The sequence below is a fragment of the Ekhidna sp. genome, from assembly GCF_039940915.1.
Taxonomy (GTDB): Bacteria; Bacteroidota; Bacteroidia; order Cytophagales; family Cyclobacteriaceae; genus Ekhidna.
Window position 1 is genome coordinate 782843 of record NZ_JBDVFO010000003.1, and the last position, 15684, is coordinate 798526.

A 15684-nucleotide genomic window follows, 5' to 3' on the forward strand; every position below is an offset into this window, starting at 1 on the left:
TTAAATCTTCATTCCCAGACTCTCCCTTATGATACTTAGTGTTTTGCTCATCCGCTTTTCGATTGCCTTCACACTCAAATCAAGTCTCTCAGCAATTTCTGCGTATTTCAATTTATCTATTCTATTCATCAAAAACACTTCTCTACAATCAGCAGGTAGACGCTCAATGACAGTGTTTAACTTTTCCTCAAATTCAGCTTCTTCCATTTGAAATTGTGGAGATGCGGTATTTGAAGAGATTTGAACATTGGCTGATTTTTGATGCTCTCTTACTACCTTTTCATGGTTGAAATGATTCATCAGTAAGTTATTTGCTATGGTAAATAACAAACTCTTCACCGTTTCCATTTGAATATTATCTCTTTTGCTCCAAACCTTAATGAAGGTTTCTTGAACTAAATCATTTGCCAAGTCCATGTCACCACTTTTATAATACAAAAAACCACGTAAACTCTCGAAATACTCATCGTAGAGTTCTTTCAGTTCATTTTTGGTGATTGTGCGGGTGACTTTCATTTGAGTAATCCAACTCAAATATACATGCCTCCCCACATCATTTCTTTATAGATACAGTTCAAATGAATTTCACCCTACTGTTTTTTAGAATTAAGTTTGATTTTATATGATTTCTAAGACGAAAATTCGCAAGGCTTTCCTCGATTTGTTAACTCAAAAAATAACAGATATTAAAGTAGAGCTTGAGGCCATCAGAGAGTCTGCTACATCGGAGACTAAGAGCAGTATGGGCGACAAGTATGAAACCAGTCGAGAGATGATGATGCAGGAGCGAAATCGGTTAGGATCTCAGATGGAAGTCTTTTTGAACCAGATCGCAGCTTTGAACACAATTAACCTCGAAAAAAAGTATGATAAAGTGTCCTATGGTTGTTTGGTGCAAACAGAACAGGCAACCTTTTTCATCAGTGCAGCTGTTGGCCCACTTACGTTGGAAAACCAATCGGTTTTTGCGGTTTCTGGAGAGGCCCCGCTGGCAAAAGCAATGATGGAGAAAAGCAAAGAAGATTCTTTCTTTTTCAACGGTAAATCATTTAAAATCAAGGATATAGCATAAATAAGCCGACTCGAGAGCCGGCTTATTTGAGGGCGATCTTTGCAGATTAGTAAAGGTATTCCAAAGCTACAATGTCGAAGTTTCCAAACTCTCCATCTTCATTTGCAGCGAAGCAAGAAAGCATGATTGAGTTAGCATCAAAACCGGAAGGAGTTCCAGGAATTAGGATGGCTCCAACACCTCCGCTACCTTCATTTCCACCAGTTCCACATGAAAGGGATCTGTTGAAATAGTCGGTGTGACGAAGACCAACAGAATGACCCATTTCATGAGTGATTACATGTTCTGTTGTGTTGGTACCGAAACTGCTTGTGCCTGACTGAATTTGGATGAATTTGTGCGGGTTTCCACCGGAAGGAAATCCAGCAGATCCACCTCCACCTCCACTTACTCTATACACCACCATGTCATAAGACTGGAAATTGGTGCCAAAAGCAAGAGTGAAATTCAAACCGATATTCAATCTGTTATAGTTGTTTACGGCCCACTGTAGTGCAGTTCGCATGGTATTATCCAGCGCGTTTGACCCACCGGTGTACCCAAGTACGGTAATGGTTTGATTATTACTCACAAGGTTGTTGGTTCTGTATTGCTCACCAACAGCACCAATATGAGCAACATCGCTATCAAGCATGTCTCTCATTTGATGTTCAGGGATCAAGATATCGCCCTCCAGCTGATATTGCTTACTTGATTCTCCTGTAATAGGATTAAGATGATTGACTACTTGAATATCACTCACGTCGAATCCAAGGTCAGAAAACTGTGCCAAGACTTCATCAGAAATCTCCTCTGTTTGTGGTCCATCCTCTGTAGAACAAGAGGTGAAACCGAATGCTAGAAACATGACTAGCACGCTCCATAGCGCATAATTTAATCTTCTCATAATTATATTAGGTTAAACATTTACAGGCAATATAAAATTCTGTTTTTACAATTAAAAACAACATTCTATTTTTTTATCAACATTATCAGTTGATAATCAGAATATTATTTGGCTATTTAATATTTTATTCAAATTAATATTCTTCATTGATTCATATTTGAGCTTTTTTTATTACAAAATTTGATCTTATCGTAGAATTATATTCTTTCATCGAAGATATCCTGTCTTTTATCTAATTTGCCAAACCTATGAGAGGGATAGTTTTAAGTATGTTAGCGATTGTTTGGTCAATCGCTGGATTTACACAAAAACGTGATGATTGGAAGCTAGTTGTTGAGGATGAAATCACATCTTCAGACCTCATCGATACAGTGCGTACTTTTTTGATTGAGGCGAGCGGGCCAGTAATAAAGCAATCACAGATAAACTATGAGATTTTAAGATCGATTGACGAAAATCACCATGTGGTGAATGGAAGATATGCTGGAGAGTTTGGCAAAGCCTGGAAGGTTAATGATACATGGAAGTTGAATTTGGATGAACATGCTAAGGTTCCTTACTTCTATCTCGTCACTACTGAAAATTTCGATCGTTCGGCATTGAATTCTTTTGAGGTTGTCCACCAATATGCATCCCACAATACGATTTTAATTAAAGGAAATAGGGAGGAAATGATGCAGTTCCTTTCTAATCCTGATGTTATTCACATAACCAATAAAGTCTATGAACCATTTACGGAAAGCAGGGTGATTGATATGAACCTCAATCCCAATTTGGTAAACAAGATTCATCACAACTTCCCCCTGCTGAATGGTTCCACGGAAACAATCTCCATCCAGGAAAATAACTTCAATGTCACAGACATTGATCTTTTGGGGAGATCACGGGTGTCTGGTTTGGAAAGTGAAGTCGTAGATAATCATGCGACTGAGATGGCAACCGTAATTGCGGGTGCTGGCAACTCGTTCATCACGGGTAGAGGAGTCGCAAGCGAAATTACGATCACCTCTTCAGACTTTAGTGATGCCATGCCTGATACGGATCAGCACTATCAGGATTTTGGAATTAAAACACAAAACCACTCGTATGGAATTACCAGAGCAAGTGAATACGGTGTTGAAGCCAGAGCATTTGATCAGAGTGCGTTTCAAAACAGAAGCCTATTGCATGTGTTTTCAAGTGGAAATGAAGGATTACAGCTTTCTGCAGATGGTATGTACGAAGGAATTGAAGGATTTGCTAACCTTACCGGAAACATCAAAATGACTAAAAATGCATTAGTCGTAGGATCTGTGGATACAGTTGGGAATGTTCCCTCATTCGTGTCCAGAGGTCCCGCATACGATGGTAGAGTCAAGCCAGAAGTTGTCGCGTACAGTATGGTGGGTAGCTCAAACTCGGCAGCCTTGGTTTCTGGCATATCAGCCCTTTTACAGCAGCAGTATGCAGAAATAGAAGCTGGTGATTTGCCTTCTGCTTTGAATAAAGCCCTGCTGGTTAATGGAGCGAAAGATGTTGGACCACCAGGACTTGATTTTTTATCTGGATATGGTAGTGTGGATGCGTGGGGAAGTTTACAAGCACTGAGAGATCGTCAATTTGATGGAGGCACCGTGGGCATGGGGGCAGTTGAATCATTTACGTTGAATATCCCAGCTAATGCCATCAATCTGAAAGTCACGCTTTGTTGGACGGATTTACCGGCCAATGTAAATGATTTTCCAGCACTCGTCAATGACCTTGACTTAAGACTAATGGACGAAGACGGAGCGCCTACACTGCCATGGGTACTCAATGAGAATGCAAACGCTACTGATTTGGCAAAGGAGGCATCAAGGGGTATTGATGTGTTGAATAATGTAGAACAGGTAACAATTTCAGATCCGCTGCTAAGCTATACCATTGAGGTCGAGGGTACGAGTGTGTCAGAATTTCAGGACTTTTACATTGTCTGGCAATACGATACGGTCGATTCCTTTGAGTGGGATTTTCCAACAGGAAGTGACAACATGCCTTACAATGGAGAGACAGGCTCTTATTTTAGATGGAGCACGACCATGAATGGTATGGGGACACTCACATATTCAAACGATGATACAAATTGGACAACGCTAGCATCAGATGTTGATTTAGCAGCGGGCCATTGGCGATGGAATAATCCACCAATCGTAAATGATGAAGTAAGAGCCAGAATGGAAATAGGAGGAGAGGTTTTTGAAACAGATATTTTCACTATTTCCGAACCGCTCTCAGCTAAAGTAGGATTTAATTGCGGCGATTCTGTGATGTTAAGGTGGGATGTCTCACCAAATGCGATGGATTATACCATTTCGAGTCTTGGTGAAAAGAATATGGAAGAATTTGCAACGACTGCAGATACATTTTTAGTTATCCCTGATAAAGGAGTTTTTGCAAGTAGGCAATTTTCCATACAGCCTAACCTCCCCAGTGGTAAGCAGCTTTTACCAACACCAGCCTTTGATTATACACTTCAAGGTGTTGAATGCTATGTTTTCTCTTTCTTTCAATCAATTGCGCTTGATACGGGCATATACCTGAATTTATCTCTGGGAACTACCGCCGGGATTGAGCGGATTGTTTTTGAACGCTTTGAAAGTGATTCATATAAAGAGATTGGAGGCATACCGGATGTAAGTAAGGAGGAGTATGCTTTTCTGGACGAGATGCCCAATCAAGGATATAATGAACATAGAGCTACCATTTATTTCGCAAATGGGCGTGAACTGACACTTTCTGCTGGAACATCTTTCTATTTAACAGAAGTACCCCTACGAATCTTCCCCAATCCTATTCAAGCCGGCGAGCCATTGAATATCATAACCAAGGAGTTTGAAAATCGAATCTCAAAGTTGGAGTTGGTGGACCATCTAGGCGCTCTGGTATACAGTCGACTCATCAACGGCTCTCAAGATATCATTCCAACAGACGCTTTGAAATCGGGTATCTACTTTTATCGCCTGATTGCAGATGATAATACGTACTCCGGTCGTATCCTGATTCGGTAGAAAGTGAATATTTAATCACTGATTCACAGATGGTTACGATTTATTTTCATTTTTTTTGACTTAATTAAAACTTTTTTTGAATTAGGATTATCCTTGAATAAACCTAACAGTATGAGAAATAGTCAAGATAACAATCCGGAGTTATGCATGCGAATCAGATAAGTCAGGCAATGGTACCCCTGGAATCCCTGATAGAGAAAGCAATGACTGGTGATGAGGTGTCATTTAATCAGCTGGTGAACCTGTGGTATAAGCGTATTTACAATTATGCCCTTAAGCAATGTTCACACAATGATGTTGCAGCTGATATCACTCAACGAACCTTTATTGCGGTTTTCAAGAATCTCAAGAAGCTGAAGGACGTGGGGAGCTTTAAACCTTGGATTTATCGGATTGCCACCAACTTTTGTCACCAGGAAGGACGGAAAATATCCAATTCAAAAACGGTTCCATTCACAGTGACTCAGAACGATGAAGGTGATACTAGAATCAACGAAGAAGGGGAGGCAGAAGGAATTTATTTTAATCCGGAGATGAGCTACCAGCAGAAGGAATTAGAAAAGATATTGTTTGGCTGTTTACAGGAATTACCAAAAGACCAAAGAAGCGTGATTATCATGAAGGAATACGAAGGAATGAAATTTAGGGAGATCGCTGAAACGCTGGATACTTCAGAGAATACCATAAAGACCTGGCTATACAGAGGATTGAAATTATTGAAACAGCAGTTGGAAGAAAAGAATATTACGAAAGACACATTAAGCTATGAACTATAAACCAGAAGAATCGACATTGATCGCTTACCTCTACGGTGAGTTAACTGCTGAAGAGCAGAAGAAAGTGGAAGCATACCTTTCTGGAAATGAAGAAGCCAGAAAAGAACTAGATGAACTGAGTGAAACCCTGTCCATCATGGGGCAAGTGAAAGATAAGGAGGTGGACATTCCGACCTTTACTTTCGATCAATCATCAAAGATTGTTGTGAGTGGGGCATCGGCTTTCGGTTATTGGCAAAAATCATTAGCGATTGCCGCTAGCATAGCGCTTGTGTTATTCATCGGCTACATCACGCGGTTTAATGCCTCGTATGATGGTGATGGATTTCAGCTCGCATTTGGCAGTCAGAATGAAGGCTATAACCAAGAACAGGTTGAGTCTATGATTGAATTAGCCATTGCGAAAAATAATAACACTCTAGATCAAAAGTTTGCCAGCACAGAAGCTGGTATGAAGGAGTACGTGGCTGATAATAGTCAATCACTCCAAACCCAGTTTGTGAGCAATATGGATAAGCGATCGCTATCTGAGGCTGATTTTGAACAACAGAAAAGAGTGTATTTATCTCAATTGAAGCAGTTAGTTGAAAACTCTGAGCTCGCACAGAAAAAGTATACCGATGAGGTAATGACTGATTTTGCCATTTTCCTTGATATTCAGCGACAAAATGATCTACAGGTCATTCAAACCCGCTTTAATAATCTACAGGATAATGCGGAGTTGAATCAGTTTCAAACGAATCAGATCCTAGCAAATCTGATATCATCAGTAGATGGAGGCTCTAACCAATATTGAATTAAAGGATTAAAAAAATAAGAAAATGAAAATGACTAGAAAAATTGTACACATAATCATGCTATTCGCCTTCAGCGTAAGCATTTCTTTTGCCCAATCGATAGATGAAGAACGGATGGAGCGTGATTTGAAAGTTGCTGAAAACATCATCAACACCTTGTCAAGCAATGATGGCAGAAGGGGACTTTTTAGCAACATCGAAAGTAACTACATGGAAGGGTATGGAGTGATTTTTAACTTACCCAGGTCGAGATATATCTATGCCACTACCGTGAAAGGCACGTCCGTTTACTCAAGTCAAGGCATTGCTTACATTTCATCTGACGATGATGACGATGAAGATGATGAAGTTGTGGCTGTAGCAGAAGAGAATGAGAGGCGAAAATTACGCGAAGAACAAGATAGAAAAGCCCAGAAAGCTAAAGAAGATTATGAAGAGCAAAAGAAGAAATCGGAAGAGGAGTTTAAAAATCAAATCATTGTTTTCTTGGTAGACTATGCTGACTTAATTGGTCAGCTGAAACCTTCTGATAAAATAGTAGTCCAGTCAAATGGAAACAACGGTAGCCTGTATTTCTCTGGCAGACAATCGCGGAGTGAGAATAAGCAAAATGCATTTTCAGCGCAAATATTGAAAAGTGATTTGATTGCATATAAATCGGGGAAAACCAATCGGGATGCGACCATCAAAAAGATTGCTTTCACCTCTGATGAGAACAATGAAATGTCTAAAGATTTGGAGCTTTTCTCAACCATCTTTGCAAGACTCTACGAGCCGGACCTGTCATCTACGTACTATATCTCATCACGATCCATTGGGTATACAAACCTGGAAGGGTATGGAGTCACTTTCAATATGAAAGTATACTCATCTAGCAACAATGATGGCTTGCACACCATTCGAACAACCGGTGAAGGTGGTTTGACTCAGGAAGAACGCAACGATAAAGTAAACGCTATGTATCCTGATTTCGAAAAGTCATTCAAAGAAAACCTGCTGGATTATGGGCGTACAATAAAGAGCCTGGAGTCAGATGAGAACGTGGTTTTCAGAGTGAAACTTACCGAATGTAAAGGCTGTGATATGCCAAAAGAAATTGAAGTTGCTGTGAAGATGAAAACACTGCAGAGCTTTGATAAAGGTTCTATTTCCCGTGAAGAGGCGCTAAAGCAAATTTCTGTGAAAAGGAAGTAGACTTATTTCATACGCAAGTCAAAACCCATCAGAGAATAGCTGATGGGTTTTTTTTATGCTGGTAGCTAATCCTTTTTCCCGAGCATTAGTAACTCATTCAGACTGATTTCGGTGATGTATTTGTTCTCACCATCCTTCTCATAGGAGCGATTGATTAGTTTTCCTTCTAGAGCTATTTCGCTACCTTTTTTCAGGTAGTTTTCGACAACCTCTATCTTTTTTCCCCATACCACTACATTGTGCCATTGAGTGTCCGTGACTTTCTCTCCACTATTGTTGTAGTAGGTTTCATTCGTGGCTAGCGAAAAACTGGCCATCTTTTTACCACTTTCAAAGGTTCTTACCTCCGGGTCATTGCCCAACCTCCCAATTAACCGAACACTGTTTCTAAGATTTGTCATAATACTAAAATTTTGAATTGCTAAAACTCCACCCTGTATAAGCAGAGATGTCGATTGACAGATGCAAAGGTTTGAATGCGGATGATTATGAGTCGGTTCATAAGCGTTTGTAGTCGTTTGTATACCATTTGTAGTCGTTTGTAATTGAATTTATTTCAGACAACCGATAGTTTAGAATCATGGAAAATAGACATTGCCTGGAATGCGGTAAACCTGTTTATGGTCGTGTAGACAAGAAATTCTGTGCCGATTCTTGTCGGAATTCGTACAACAACAAAGCCAATGCCGCGTCCACAAATTACATGCGAAATGTGAACAATACATTAGCAAAAAACAGACGAATTCTTGCTGAGCTAAACGCCAATAAGAAAAGGGAAGTGCACAGAGATCAGCTCCTAAGAAAAGGATTTGATTTCGATTTGTATACACAGACATACACTACCCAGGAAAATGAGATCCATAGGTTTTGCTATGAGCAGGGCTATATGTTGCTTGATGATGGTCTGGTTTTTTTAATAAAACGTAAAGATGATAATTGAAGAAGGATGCCTTTTTTAAAACAAAAACCGGAGTTGTGGCTTTACTATATAAACAATCACAAGTGAAACCCATTATCTCCGACAAACAACCAAAGCCAATAGAATTAGAACAGGGCAAAACGTATGCGTGGTGCTCGTGTGGTCAATCCACCAGTCAGCCTTTTTGCGATGGTTCCCATGCTGGAACAGCATTCTCGCCCAAGATTTTTAAAGCGGAAGAAACCAAGACAGCATACATGTGTATGTGCAAGCATTCGGAGAATCCTGTTTTCTGCGACGGCACACATAAGACATTGGACTGAGGCTGAAGAAATTTTAGGAAATTAAGAAATGCAGCTATGAAAAGGGCAGTCTCAAAAAGGGGCTGCTTTTTTGCTACCACGTGGCGTGATCCAGCTCTGCGTCAATAACCGTTGTGGAATCTTTTACGATTTCAAAAGGATTGCAAAAGCAGGTGTTGGGACATTGCATCAATGTGCAGACCACACGATCTCCATCCCCTAGGAAAAGGCTGTATTTGCCAGGAGGTAGAAGAACTTCATATGTGCCATCATTGTTTGATTGAATTTGCTTCACCAGCAACTCCTCCGTGTAAGTTTCGGTGAGACTTGAGATAAATACCGCGGTTGAAATAGGTCTTGGTTCACACGGTTTTACACCCGGGCCAGGCATGCAATTTCCTTCATACACTCCAATGGTTCCTTTCAAGGTTCCGTAGGTATCCTGTTGGGGCTGTGCCATGCATGAAGAGAGTAACAATGTAAAAAGTGTCAAGTACCCTAGTGTAATTAAGCGCATACCGGTTTTATCCTTAAAAACGTTGATTATTTCATAATTTACCAATTTTCATCTATTTAAATCTATTATTCATCGATAGAACGAAACAATTATTATCAGTTGATAATCCACTTTATTCTAACTATAATACAAATTATCAATTGATGAATTCATTTTTTATAATTTAAAAGAATAAAATACTGTATTATATATATTATTTAAAATTTTATTTTAATTACGCATTTTTACAACGTAGGTTATTGGAAGTCCCTGCAAAATACCCTTATATTGGTGGGATTAATTAGAAACCTAATCGTTTTATTATGAGAAGAAACAAGCGACAGGTAAAGGCGTTGTTGCTCGCCTTTGCAGTGTCCACTATGACCTCTTTTGCCCAAACTCCACAGGAAAGGCAAGAGATTAGCAACAGATACGACAAATCAAAACTTACACAACTTCAAAGCGTCTTCAAGGATAAAGAAGATAAGCGACGAGCTCAGGCCATAAACATGGCATCCCTTCGAGGTTGGGAAATTTTAAAAGCAAATACGGATGGATCAGTAGATGAACTCATTGCAGTATCACGCGACGGTCAACCAATTTACTACACGGTATATAATGAAGATGCGGCCAGATCTACCCGGGCAAATCACCTTAACATTGGCGGTTCACTTGGCTTGAGTTTGGATGGTCAAAACATGACAGCCCATGTATGGGATGGAGGTCCTACTCGCGTTACGCATCAGGAATTTGATGGACCTGGAGGAAACAACCGTGTTTCCATCAATGATGGTGTTGCTGCGCTGAATGGAAATAGCTTCCATGCCCAGCATGTGACAGGAACAATCGTAGCCTCAGGTGTTCAAGCTGCAGCTAAAGGAATGGCTCCTCAGGCAGATGCGCTAACACACGATTGGAACAACGACCTATCTGAAGCTACAGCCGAGGCTGCTGCAGGAATGTTGCTGTCCAATCACTCCTATGGCTTTAGAGCCAGTTTGGTACCTGACTGGTATTTTGGAGCGTACATCGATGAGTCCAGAGACTGGGATAACCTGATGTACAATTCTCCTTTCTACCTGATGGTGGTCGCTGCAGGAAACGATGGAAATGATAATTCATCCAATGCTTCGCCATTGGACGGAGCTTCTGCTTTCGACAAACTAACCGGCCATTCCACCTCCAAAAACAACATGGTAGTTGCTAATGGGCAAGATGCGAATGTCAACAATGATGGTACCCTCAATTCCATAACCATCAACAGCGGTAGTAGCGAAGGACCTACCGATGATTACAGAATCAAACCAGACATCACCGGAAACGGGACAGGAGTTTATTCTACCTACGACAACAGTGATGTAGCCTACAATTCCATCAGTGGTACTTCCATGGCCTCTCCCAATGTGACTGGAACACTATTGTTGTTACAACAGCACTACAACAATGTCAATGGCAATTTCATGAGAGCTGCTACGCTCAAAGGCCTGGCACTACACACAGCTGATGACGCTGGAATTTCTGGCCCTGACGCAGTTTATGGGTGGGGACTAATGAATGCCAAAGTGGCTGCAGAAGCCATCAGTGATAATGGAAACGGTGCGGTTATCGATGAGCTTTCGCTGGCAAATGGTGCTTCATATACCTTGAATGTGGACTCAGATGGAAGCAGTCCATTGATGGCTTCTATCTCTTGGACTGATCCTGCGGGCACCGCAAATACTGGTACAGCGAATGTGACCACTCCGGTATTGGTGAACGACCTGGACATCAGAATCACCAAAGGGGGAACAACTTATAATCCATATAGACTCACTGGAGTCAACTCGAATGGAACTGGCGACAATACCGTCGATCCTTATGAGCGAATTGATGTATCAGGTGCTTCCGGTGCATACACCATTACCGTAACGCACAAAGGCTCACTTTCCAGTGGCAGCCAAAATTTCTCTTTGGTTGTGACAGGAGTAACAGGTACTCCACCAGTGTGTAATGCAACGACTCCTTCAGGATTGTCTTCATCTAGTGTAGGCACTTCTACTGCTACACTCAGTTGGAATGCGGTGGCCAATGCGACCTATGATTTGAGGTATCGACCAACAGGTGGATCATGGACAACGACTTCAGTAAGTGGAACAACAACAGACCTGAACGGTCTTGCCAGTGGAACTCAGTACGAAGCTCAAGTGCGCAGCACATGCCCGGATAATTCTACTTCGGCATACAGCTCATCTGTGAACTTCACTACCGGTACTGTCAGTCTTTCATGCACGACTACCATCAGTACTTTCCCGTATGGGGAAGGATTCGAATCCAATGACGGATGGAATCAACTAGGTGGTGACGATGGAAACTGGGTGAGAGACTCAGGAGGAACCCCTTCATCTAACACAGGACCAGGCTCAGCAGTGGAAGGCACTTTCTATATGTTCCTTGAAGCATCTACCAACAGTAGCCCGGGACAGATTGGAAACAATGCAACCGCGATTCTTGAGAGCAATTGCTTCGATTTGTCTGGAGCAACAGGAGCAACGTTCTCGTTCCAGCATCACATGTACGGGACAGACGTAGGTTCTTTGACCATTCAGGCATCCAACGATGGAGCAGTTTGGACCAACCTTTGGACGCTTTCCGGCAACCAAGGAAACCAGTGGAATGCTGTGGATGTAGATATGAATGCCTACGTAGGTGGCGATGTTAAGATTAGAATTGTAGGAACGACAGGAGCTGGATGGTCAAGCGATATCGCGGTAGATGACCTGGCGGTCACTACCAGTGGAGGTGGAGACACAGAAGCTCCATCGGTACCAGCAAATCTTGCAGCATCTAACGTTACACAGACTACATTGACATTAAATTGGGATGCTTCGTCTGATAATGTAGGAGTGACTGGATATGACGTTTATCAAGGGTCTTCCAACATAGGAACTGTTGCAAGTACCAGCGCAAACATTACTGGATTAGCAGCAGGAACATCTTACACTTTTTCAGTCAGAGCTAAAGATGCAGCAGGCAATGAATCTGCAGCAAGCGCGGTATTGAATGTGACGACTCAGAGTGCAGGCATGACTTGCTCTTCCACTGAGACGCTTCCTTACGCGGAAGGCTTTGAAACAAATGATGGATGGACACAAGCGAGTGGAGACGATGGAAATTGGGTTAGAGATTCCGGCGGAACTCCTTCATCAAACACCGGGCCGGGTTCGGCTGCTGAAGGCTCTTTCTATATGTTCCTAGAAGCTTCTAGCAATAGCAGCCCTGGACAGATTGGAAGTAACGCTACAGCGATCCTTGAGAGTCCTTGTTTTGACCTTTCTGGTGAAAGCGCTGCTACTTTCTCATTCCAGTATCACATGTATGGCAACAACGTAGGTTCGTTGACTGCACAAGCATCCACAGACGGAACTAACTGGACCAATGTATGGACACTTTCTGGAAATCAAGGAAATGCATGGGCGACGGTGAACGTGGACCTTGCCTCTTACCTTGGCGGAGATGTGAAACTGAGATTGGTAGGTACAACAGGGAATGGATGGTCGAGTGATATTGCCATCGACGACCTTTCTGTAAGTGCGGGAAGTACGGGTGGAAACGTAGATGTAACGCTGACAATCGTACTTGATGACTATCCTGAGGAAACCAGCTGGGAAATCAGAGATGGTGCCACCGTTGTGGCTTCCGGAGGTACGTATGGTTCGCAACCTGACAGATCAACGGTAACAGAAGTGGTATCACTACCTGTGGGATGCTATGACTTTGTGATTAGCGATGTATACGGAGATGGTATTTGCTGCACATACGGCCCTGGATCTTACAGCTTAGTGGATGGTAGCACAACGCTCGCCTCCGGTGGTTCATTTGGTTCAAGTGAAACAAGCAACTTCTGTGTAGGCGGAGCCACTACTTCGTCGTTTGTGACACAGTCGTCATCTGAAGGAACCCCTGTTAGCGTAACCATGTATCCCAACTACAACGTTGCTGATCGGTTGACGGTGACTTCTACTCGAAGAGAAGTTTCCTATTCGATTACCAATCTGAATGGTCAAACAGTAGACAGAGGAGAGTTGGTCGGAGGAAGAGTAGATGTGACTAACCTAAATTCAGGTATGTACATGATCCACCTCAAGGATGAGGGCGGTAAGTCAGTTACGAAAAAGTTTGTTAAAGATTAACCTTAGACTTAACCTAGTCGAAAGCCCTGTCTGCGTAAGCGGATGGGGTTTTTTTCTTTAAGATGAATGAATGGAGTTAACTTAGAATCAAATATTGAAAACGATGCGCAAAATCTTTCTTCTCCTCATTTGCCTATCTGCCATAGAAGGGTTCAGTCAGCGAACCAAAATCACCGCAGACCGCCTGTTTGATGGACAGCAGATGCACACGAATTGGGGGGTAATTGTGGAGGGAAATGAAATCGTGGAAGTAGGCCCCATTGATGGATTAGGTGCCTCAGATGCAGTGATGGATTTTCCCGGGGGTACCATCATGCCAGGTATGATTGAGGGCCATTCCCATGTATTGCTTTATCCATACAACGAGATGGGATGGAATGATCAGGTACTCAAGGAATCACGAAGCTTGCGTGCCATCCGTGGTGCTAAAATGGCCACACGAAACCTACATGCTGGATTCACAACGATCCGTGACCTTGGATCTGAAGGAGCTGGGTACGCTGATGTTGCTATTAAGCAGAGCATAGAAAAAGGCATCATTGATGGTCCACGAATGTTGGTCGCAGGCAGAGCGATTGTCGCGACGGGTAGCTATGGCCCCAAAGGGTTCCATCCGGATTTTGACGTACCTCTGGGAGCAGAGCCCGCAGATGGCCAAAACCTTGTAACGGTGACCAGAGATCAGATAGGAAAAGGTGCCGATTTCATTAAAGTATATGCGGACTACAGGTGGGGACCGAACAAACAGTCCATGCCGACATTTTCGGTAGAAGAATTGAAACTAATCGTGCAAACAGCTGCGAGTAGTGGACGTGATGTGGTCGCACACGCCAGCACAAAAGAAGGTATGCGAAGAGCTACGCTTGCTGGTGTCAAAACCATTGAGCATGGATCAGACGCAGATGCTGAAGTGCTGAAACTAATGAAGGAACAGAACGTTGCGCTTTGCCCAACTTTAGCAGCTACACATGCAACCACCCAATATTTTGATGGCTGGAATGGTGAAAATCCAGAACCAGAAAAAATCCTCAATAAACGCCGCATGATGAAGGAAGCCATAAAAAGTGGCGTTACCATCGTAGCGGGAGGAGATGTGGGGGTGTTTCCTCATGGCGAAAATGTAAGAGAGCTCCAACTGATGGTGGACTATGGGATGAATGAGACAGAGGTGTTGAAATCTGTCACCTCCATCAATGCGGAAGTTTTTGGATTGGAGCGGCTCGGCAAAGTCGAAAAAGGATTTCTGGCAGATTTGATTGTAGTAGAGGGAGACCCATCCCAGGCTATTGATGCTCTCTTCCAAATAGCATTGGTAATGAAAGACGGTAAACGATATAAATGATGCGATTAAAAATTCCTCCAGTAGTCATTCTTTTTCTTAGCCTGGGTATCATCTTCGGGATGTCATACGCATTCCCTGCGTGGGTGTATAAGTTTGAATATCAAACGTTACTCTCCAGGATCATATTGGCCATGGGTGTGCTAGCAGCACTTTCTGGCATCCTTTCTTTCCGAATGAAAGGAACGACAGTGGATCCTACCAAGCCTGACAAAGCATCTTCGCTGGTGACTGCTGGCATTTACAAATACACTCGAAATCCCATGTATCTGGGCATGGCGCTTATCCTTTTTGGTGGAATCATCCGCATAGGAAATCCATCAACGATTCTAGGCTTAGTATTCTTTGTGTGGTACTTGACGCACTATCAGATCAAGCCAGAAGAGGAGGCGTTGAGCGAACTGTTTGGCAAAGAGTATGAGGAGTTTTGCAGTAAGGTGAGGAGGTGGCTGTAGGTGCAAGGTGAGGGTGTAACCCTGCTACTGGCCTGTGCAGCGATGCAACTGTTTCATGCAAGGATGTACATTGATAGTGCAGCCCTGTGACTGCATCATGTACGGATGTAAGAGGCCAGTGCACTCCTTCGAATACTCCATGCATACTTGTAACCCGTTTATGCAGCGGTGTGGGTACTTCATGCATTGTCCCCACTCGTTCATGCAGTCTTGCCAGTGCTTTTAGCAGATTCCCACTTTGCTTGATGGTAGA

Annotated in this window: 14 protein-coding genes; 10 read left to right on the plus strand and 4 right to left on the minus strand. The window is 42.6% G+C overall.

Annotation, left to right across the window (positions count from 1 at the left end; genetic code table 11):
• Positions 1–516, minus strand: a complete 516-nt coding sequence (locus ABJF57_RS18495; RefSeq protein WP_462232826.1) for an RNA polymerase sigma factor — start codon at positions 514–516, stop codon at positions 1–3.
• A 106-nt stretch (positions 517–622) separates the two neighbouring features.
• On the opposite strand from ABJF57_RS18495, the gene ABJF57_RS18500 reads away from it, so the two are divergent.
• Positions 623–1072 (plus strand): hypothetical protein, encoded by a 450-nt coding sequence (locus ABJF57_RS18500; protein ID WP_462232827.1) that lies wholly within the window; start codon positions 623–625, stop codon positions 1070–1072.
• Positions 1073–1118: 46 nt separating this feature from the next.
• On the opposite strand, the gene ABJF57_RS18505 is transcribed toward ABJF57_RS18500, so the two are convergent.
• Positions 1119–1958: a M57 family metalloprotease gene (locus ABJF57_RS18505; RefSeq protein ID WP_462232828.1), complete on the minus strand. Its 840-nt coding sequence runs from the start codon at positions 1956–1958 to the stop codon at positions 1119–1121.
• Between the two features lie 248 nt (positions 1959–2206).
• Between ABJF57_RS18505 and ABJF57_RS18510 the strand changes: the two genes are divergently transcribed.
• The 4 genes from ABJF57_RS18510 to ABJF57_RS18525 all read left to right on the plus strand — a co-directional run bounded on the left by ABJF57_RS18510 (position 2207) and on the right by ABJF57_RS18525 (position 7751).
• Positions 2207–4984 (plus strand): S8 family peptidase, encoded by a 2778-nt coding sequence (locus ABJF57_RS18510; RefSeq protein WP_462232829.1) that lies wholly within the window; start codon positions 2207–2209, stop codon positions 4982–4984.
• Positions 4985–5127: 143 nt separating this feature from the next.
• Positions 5128–5760, plus strand: a complete 633-nt coding sequence (locus ABJF57_RS18515) for an RNA polymerase sigma factor (protein WP_462232830.1) — start codon at positions 5128–5130, stop codon at positions 5758–5760.
• On the plus strand, positions 5750–6556 hold the full coding sequence (locus ABJF57_RS18520; RefSeq protein ID WP_462232831.1) for an anti-sigma factor family protein: 807 nt from the start codon (positions 5750–5752) through the stop codon (positions 6554–6556). Before ABJF57_RS18515 ends, ABJF57_RS18520 begins: the two co-directional genes overlap by 11 nt.
• A 25-nt stretch (positions 6557–6581) precedes the next feature.
• Positions 6582–7751 carry a hypothetical protein gene (locus tag ABJF57_RS18525; RefSeq protein WP_462232832.1) on the plus strand — a complete coding sequence of 390 codons (1170 nt, stop codon included), beginning with the start codon at positions 6582–6584 and terminating at the stop codon, positions 7749–7751.
• A 65-nt stretch (positions 7752–7816) separates the two neighbouring features.
• Here ABJF57_RS18525 and ABJF57_RS18530 read toward each other — a convergent pair whose 3' ends face one another.
• Positions 7817–8152 carry a single-stranded DNA-binding protein gene (locus ABJF57_RS18530; RefSeq protein WP_462232833.1) on the minus strand — a complete coding sequence of 112 codons (336 nt, stop codon included), beginning with the start codon at positions 8150–8152 and terminating at the stop codon, positions 7817–7819.
• Between the two features lie 179 nt (positions 8153–8331).
• On the opposite strand from ABJF57_RS18530, the gene ABJF57_RS18535 reads away from it, so the two are divergent.
• Together ABJF57_RS18535 and ABJF57_RS18540 are read left to right on the plus strand one after the other, a co-directional pair.
• Entirely contained in the window at positions 8332–8691 is a 360-nt protein-coding gene (locus ABJF57_RS18535) for a hypothetical protein (protein WP_462232834.1), read from the plus strand.
• Positions 8692–8753: 62 nt separating this feature from the next.
• Positions 8754–8993, plus strand: coding sequence for a CDGSH iron-sulfur domain-containing protein (locus tag ABJF57_RS18540; protein WP_462232835.1), 240 nt, complete (start codon positions 8754–8756; stop codon positions 8991–8993).
• A 73-nt stretch (positions 8994–9066) separates the two neighbouring features.
• On the opposite strand, the gene ABJF57_RS18545 is transcribed toward ABJF57_RS18540, so the two are convergent.
• Entirely contained in the window at positions 9067–9432 is a 366-nt protein-coding gene (locus ABJF57_RS18545; protein ID WP_462232836.1) for a hypothetical protein, read from the minus strand.
• A 359-nt stretch (positions 9433–9791) separates the two neighbouring features.
• Here ABJF57_RS18545 and ABJF57_RS18550 point away from each other — a divergent pair, with 359 nt between their 5' ends.
• The 3 genes from ABJF57_RS18550 (at position 9792) to ABJF57_RS18560 (ending at position 15431) form a co-directional block, all read left to right on the plus strand.
• Positions 9792–13637, plus strand: a complete 3846-nt coding sequence (locus tag ABJF57_RS18550) for a S8 family serine peptidase (RefSeq protein ID WP_462232837.1) — start codon at positions 9792–9794, stop codon at positions 13635–13637.
• A 103-nt stretch (positions 13638–13740) separates the two neighbouring features.
• Positions 13741–14979: a metal-dependent hydrolase family protein gene (locus ABJF57_RS18555; RefSeq protein WP_462232838.1), complete on the plus strand. Its 1239-nt coding sequence runs from the start codon at positions 13741–13743 to the stop codon at positions 14977–14979.
• Positions 14976–15431 (plus strand): methyltransferase family protein, encoded by a 456-nt coding sequence (locus ABJF57_RS18560; protein ID WP_462232839.1) that lies wholly within the window; start codon positions 14976–14978, stop codon positions 15429–15431. The genes ABJF57_RS18555 and ABJF57_RS18560 overlap by 4 nt, the downstream gene beginning before the upstream one ends.
• Positions 15432–15684: the final 253 nt, after the last annotated feature.

Excerpts from the sequence above, each read along its gene's own strand:
- ABJF57_RS18495 (WP_462232826.1), bottom strand. The coding sequence starts at position 516 with ATGAAAGTCACCCGCACAATCACCAAAAATGAACTGAAAGAACTCTAC.
- ABJF57_RS18500 (WP_462232827.1), top strand. The coding sequence starts at position 623 with ATGATTTCTAAGACGAAAATTCGCAAGGCTTTCCTCGATTTGTTAACT.
- ABJF57_RS18505 (WP_462232828.1), bottom strand. The coding sequence starts at position 1,958 with ATGAGAAGATTAAATTATGCGCTATGGAGCGTGCTAGTCATGTTTCTA.
- ABJF57_RS18510 (WP_462232829.1), top strand. The coding sequence starts at position 2,207 with ATGAGAGGGATAGTTTTAAGTATGTTAGCGATTGTTTGGTCAATCGCT.
- ABJF57_RS18515 (WP_462232830.1), top strand. The coding sequence starts at position 5,128 with ATGCATGCGAATCAGATAAGTCAGGCAATGGTACCCCTGGAATCCCTG.
- ABJF57_RS18520 (WP_462232831.1), top strand. The coding sequence starts at position 5,750 with ATGAACTATAAACCAGAAGAATCGACATTGATCGCTTACCTCTACGGT.
- ABJF57_RS18525 (WP_462232832.1), top strand. The coding sequence starts at position 6,582 with ATGAAAATGACTAGAAAAATTGTACACATAATCATGCTATTCGCCTTC.
- ABJF57_RS18530 (WP_462232833.1), bottom strand. The coding sequence starts at position 8,152 with ATGACAAATCTTAGAAACAGTGTTCGGTTAATTGGGAGGTTGGGCAAT.
- ABJF57_RS18535 (WP_462232834.1), top strand. The coding sequence starts at position 8,332 with ATGGAAAATAGACATTGCCTGGAATGCGGTAAACCTGTTTATGGTCGT.
- ABJF57_RS18545 (WP_462232836.1), bottom strand. The coding sequence starts at position 9,432 with ATGGCACAGCCCCAACAGGATACCTACGGAACCTTGAAAGGAACCATT.
- ABJF57_RS18550 (WP_462232837.1), top strand. The coding sequence starts at position 9,792 with ATGAGAAGAAACAAGCGACAGGTAAAGGCGTTGTTGCTCGCCTTTGCA.
- ABJF57_RS18555 (WP_462232838.1), top strand. The coding sequence starts at position 13,741 with ATGCGCAAAATCTTTCTTCTCCTCATTTGCCTATCTGCCATAGAAGGG.
- ABJF57_RS18560 (WP_462232839.1), top strand. The coding sequence starts at position 14,976 with ATGATGCGATTAAAAATTCCTCCAGTAGTCATTCTTTTTCTTAGCCTG.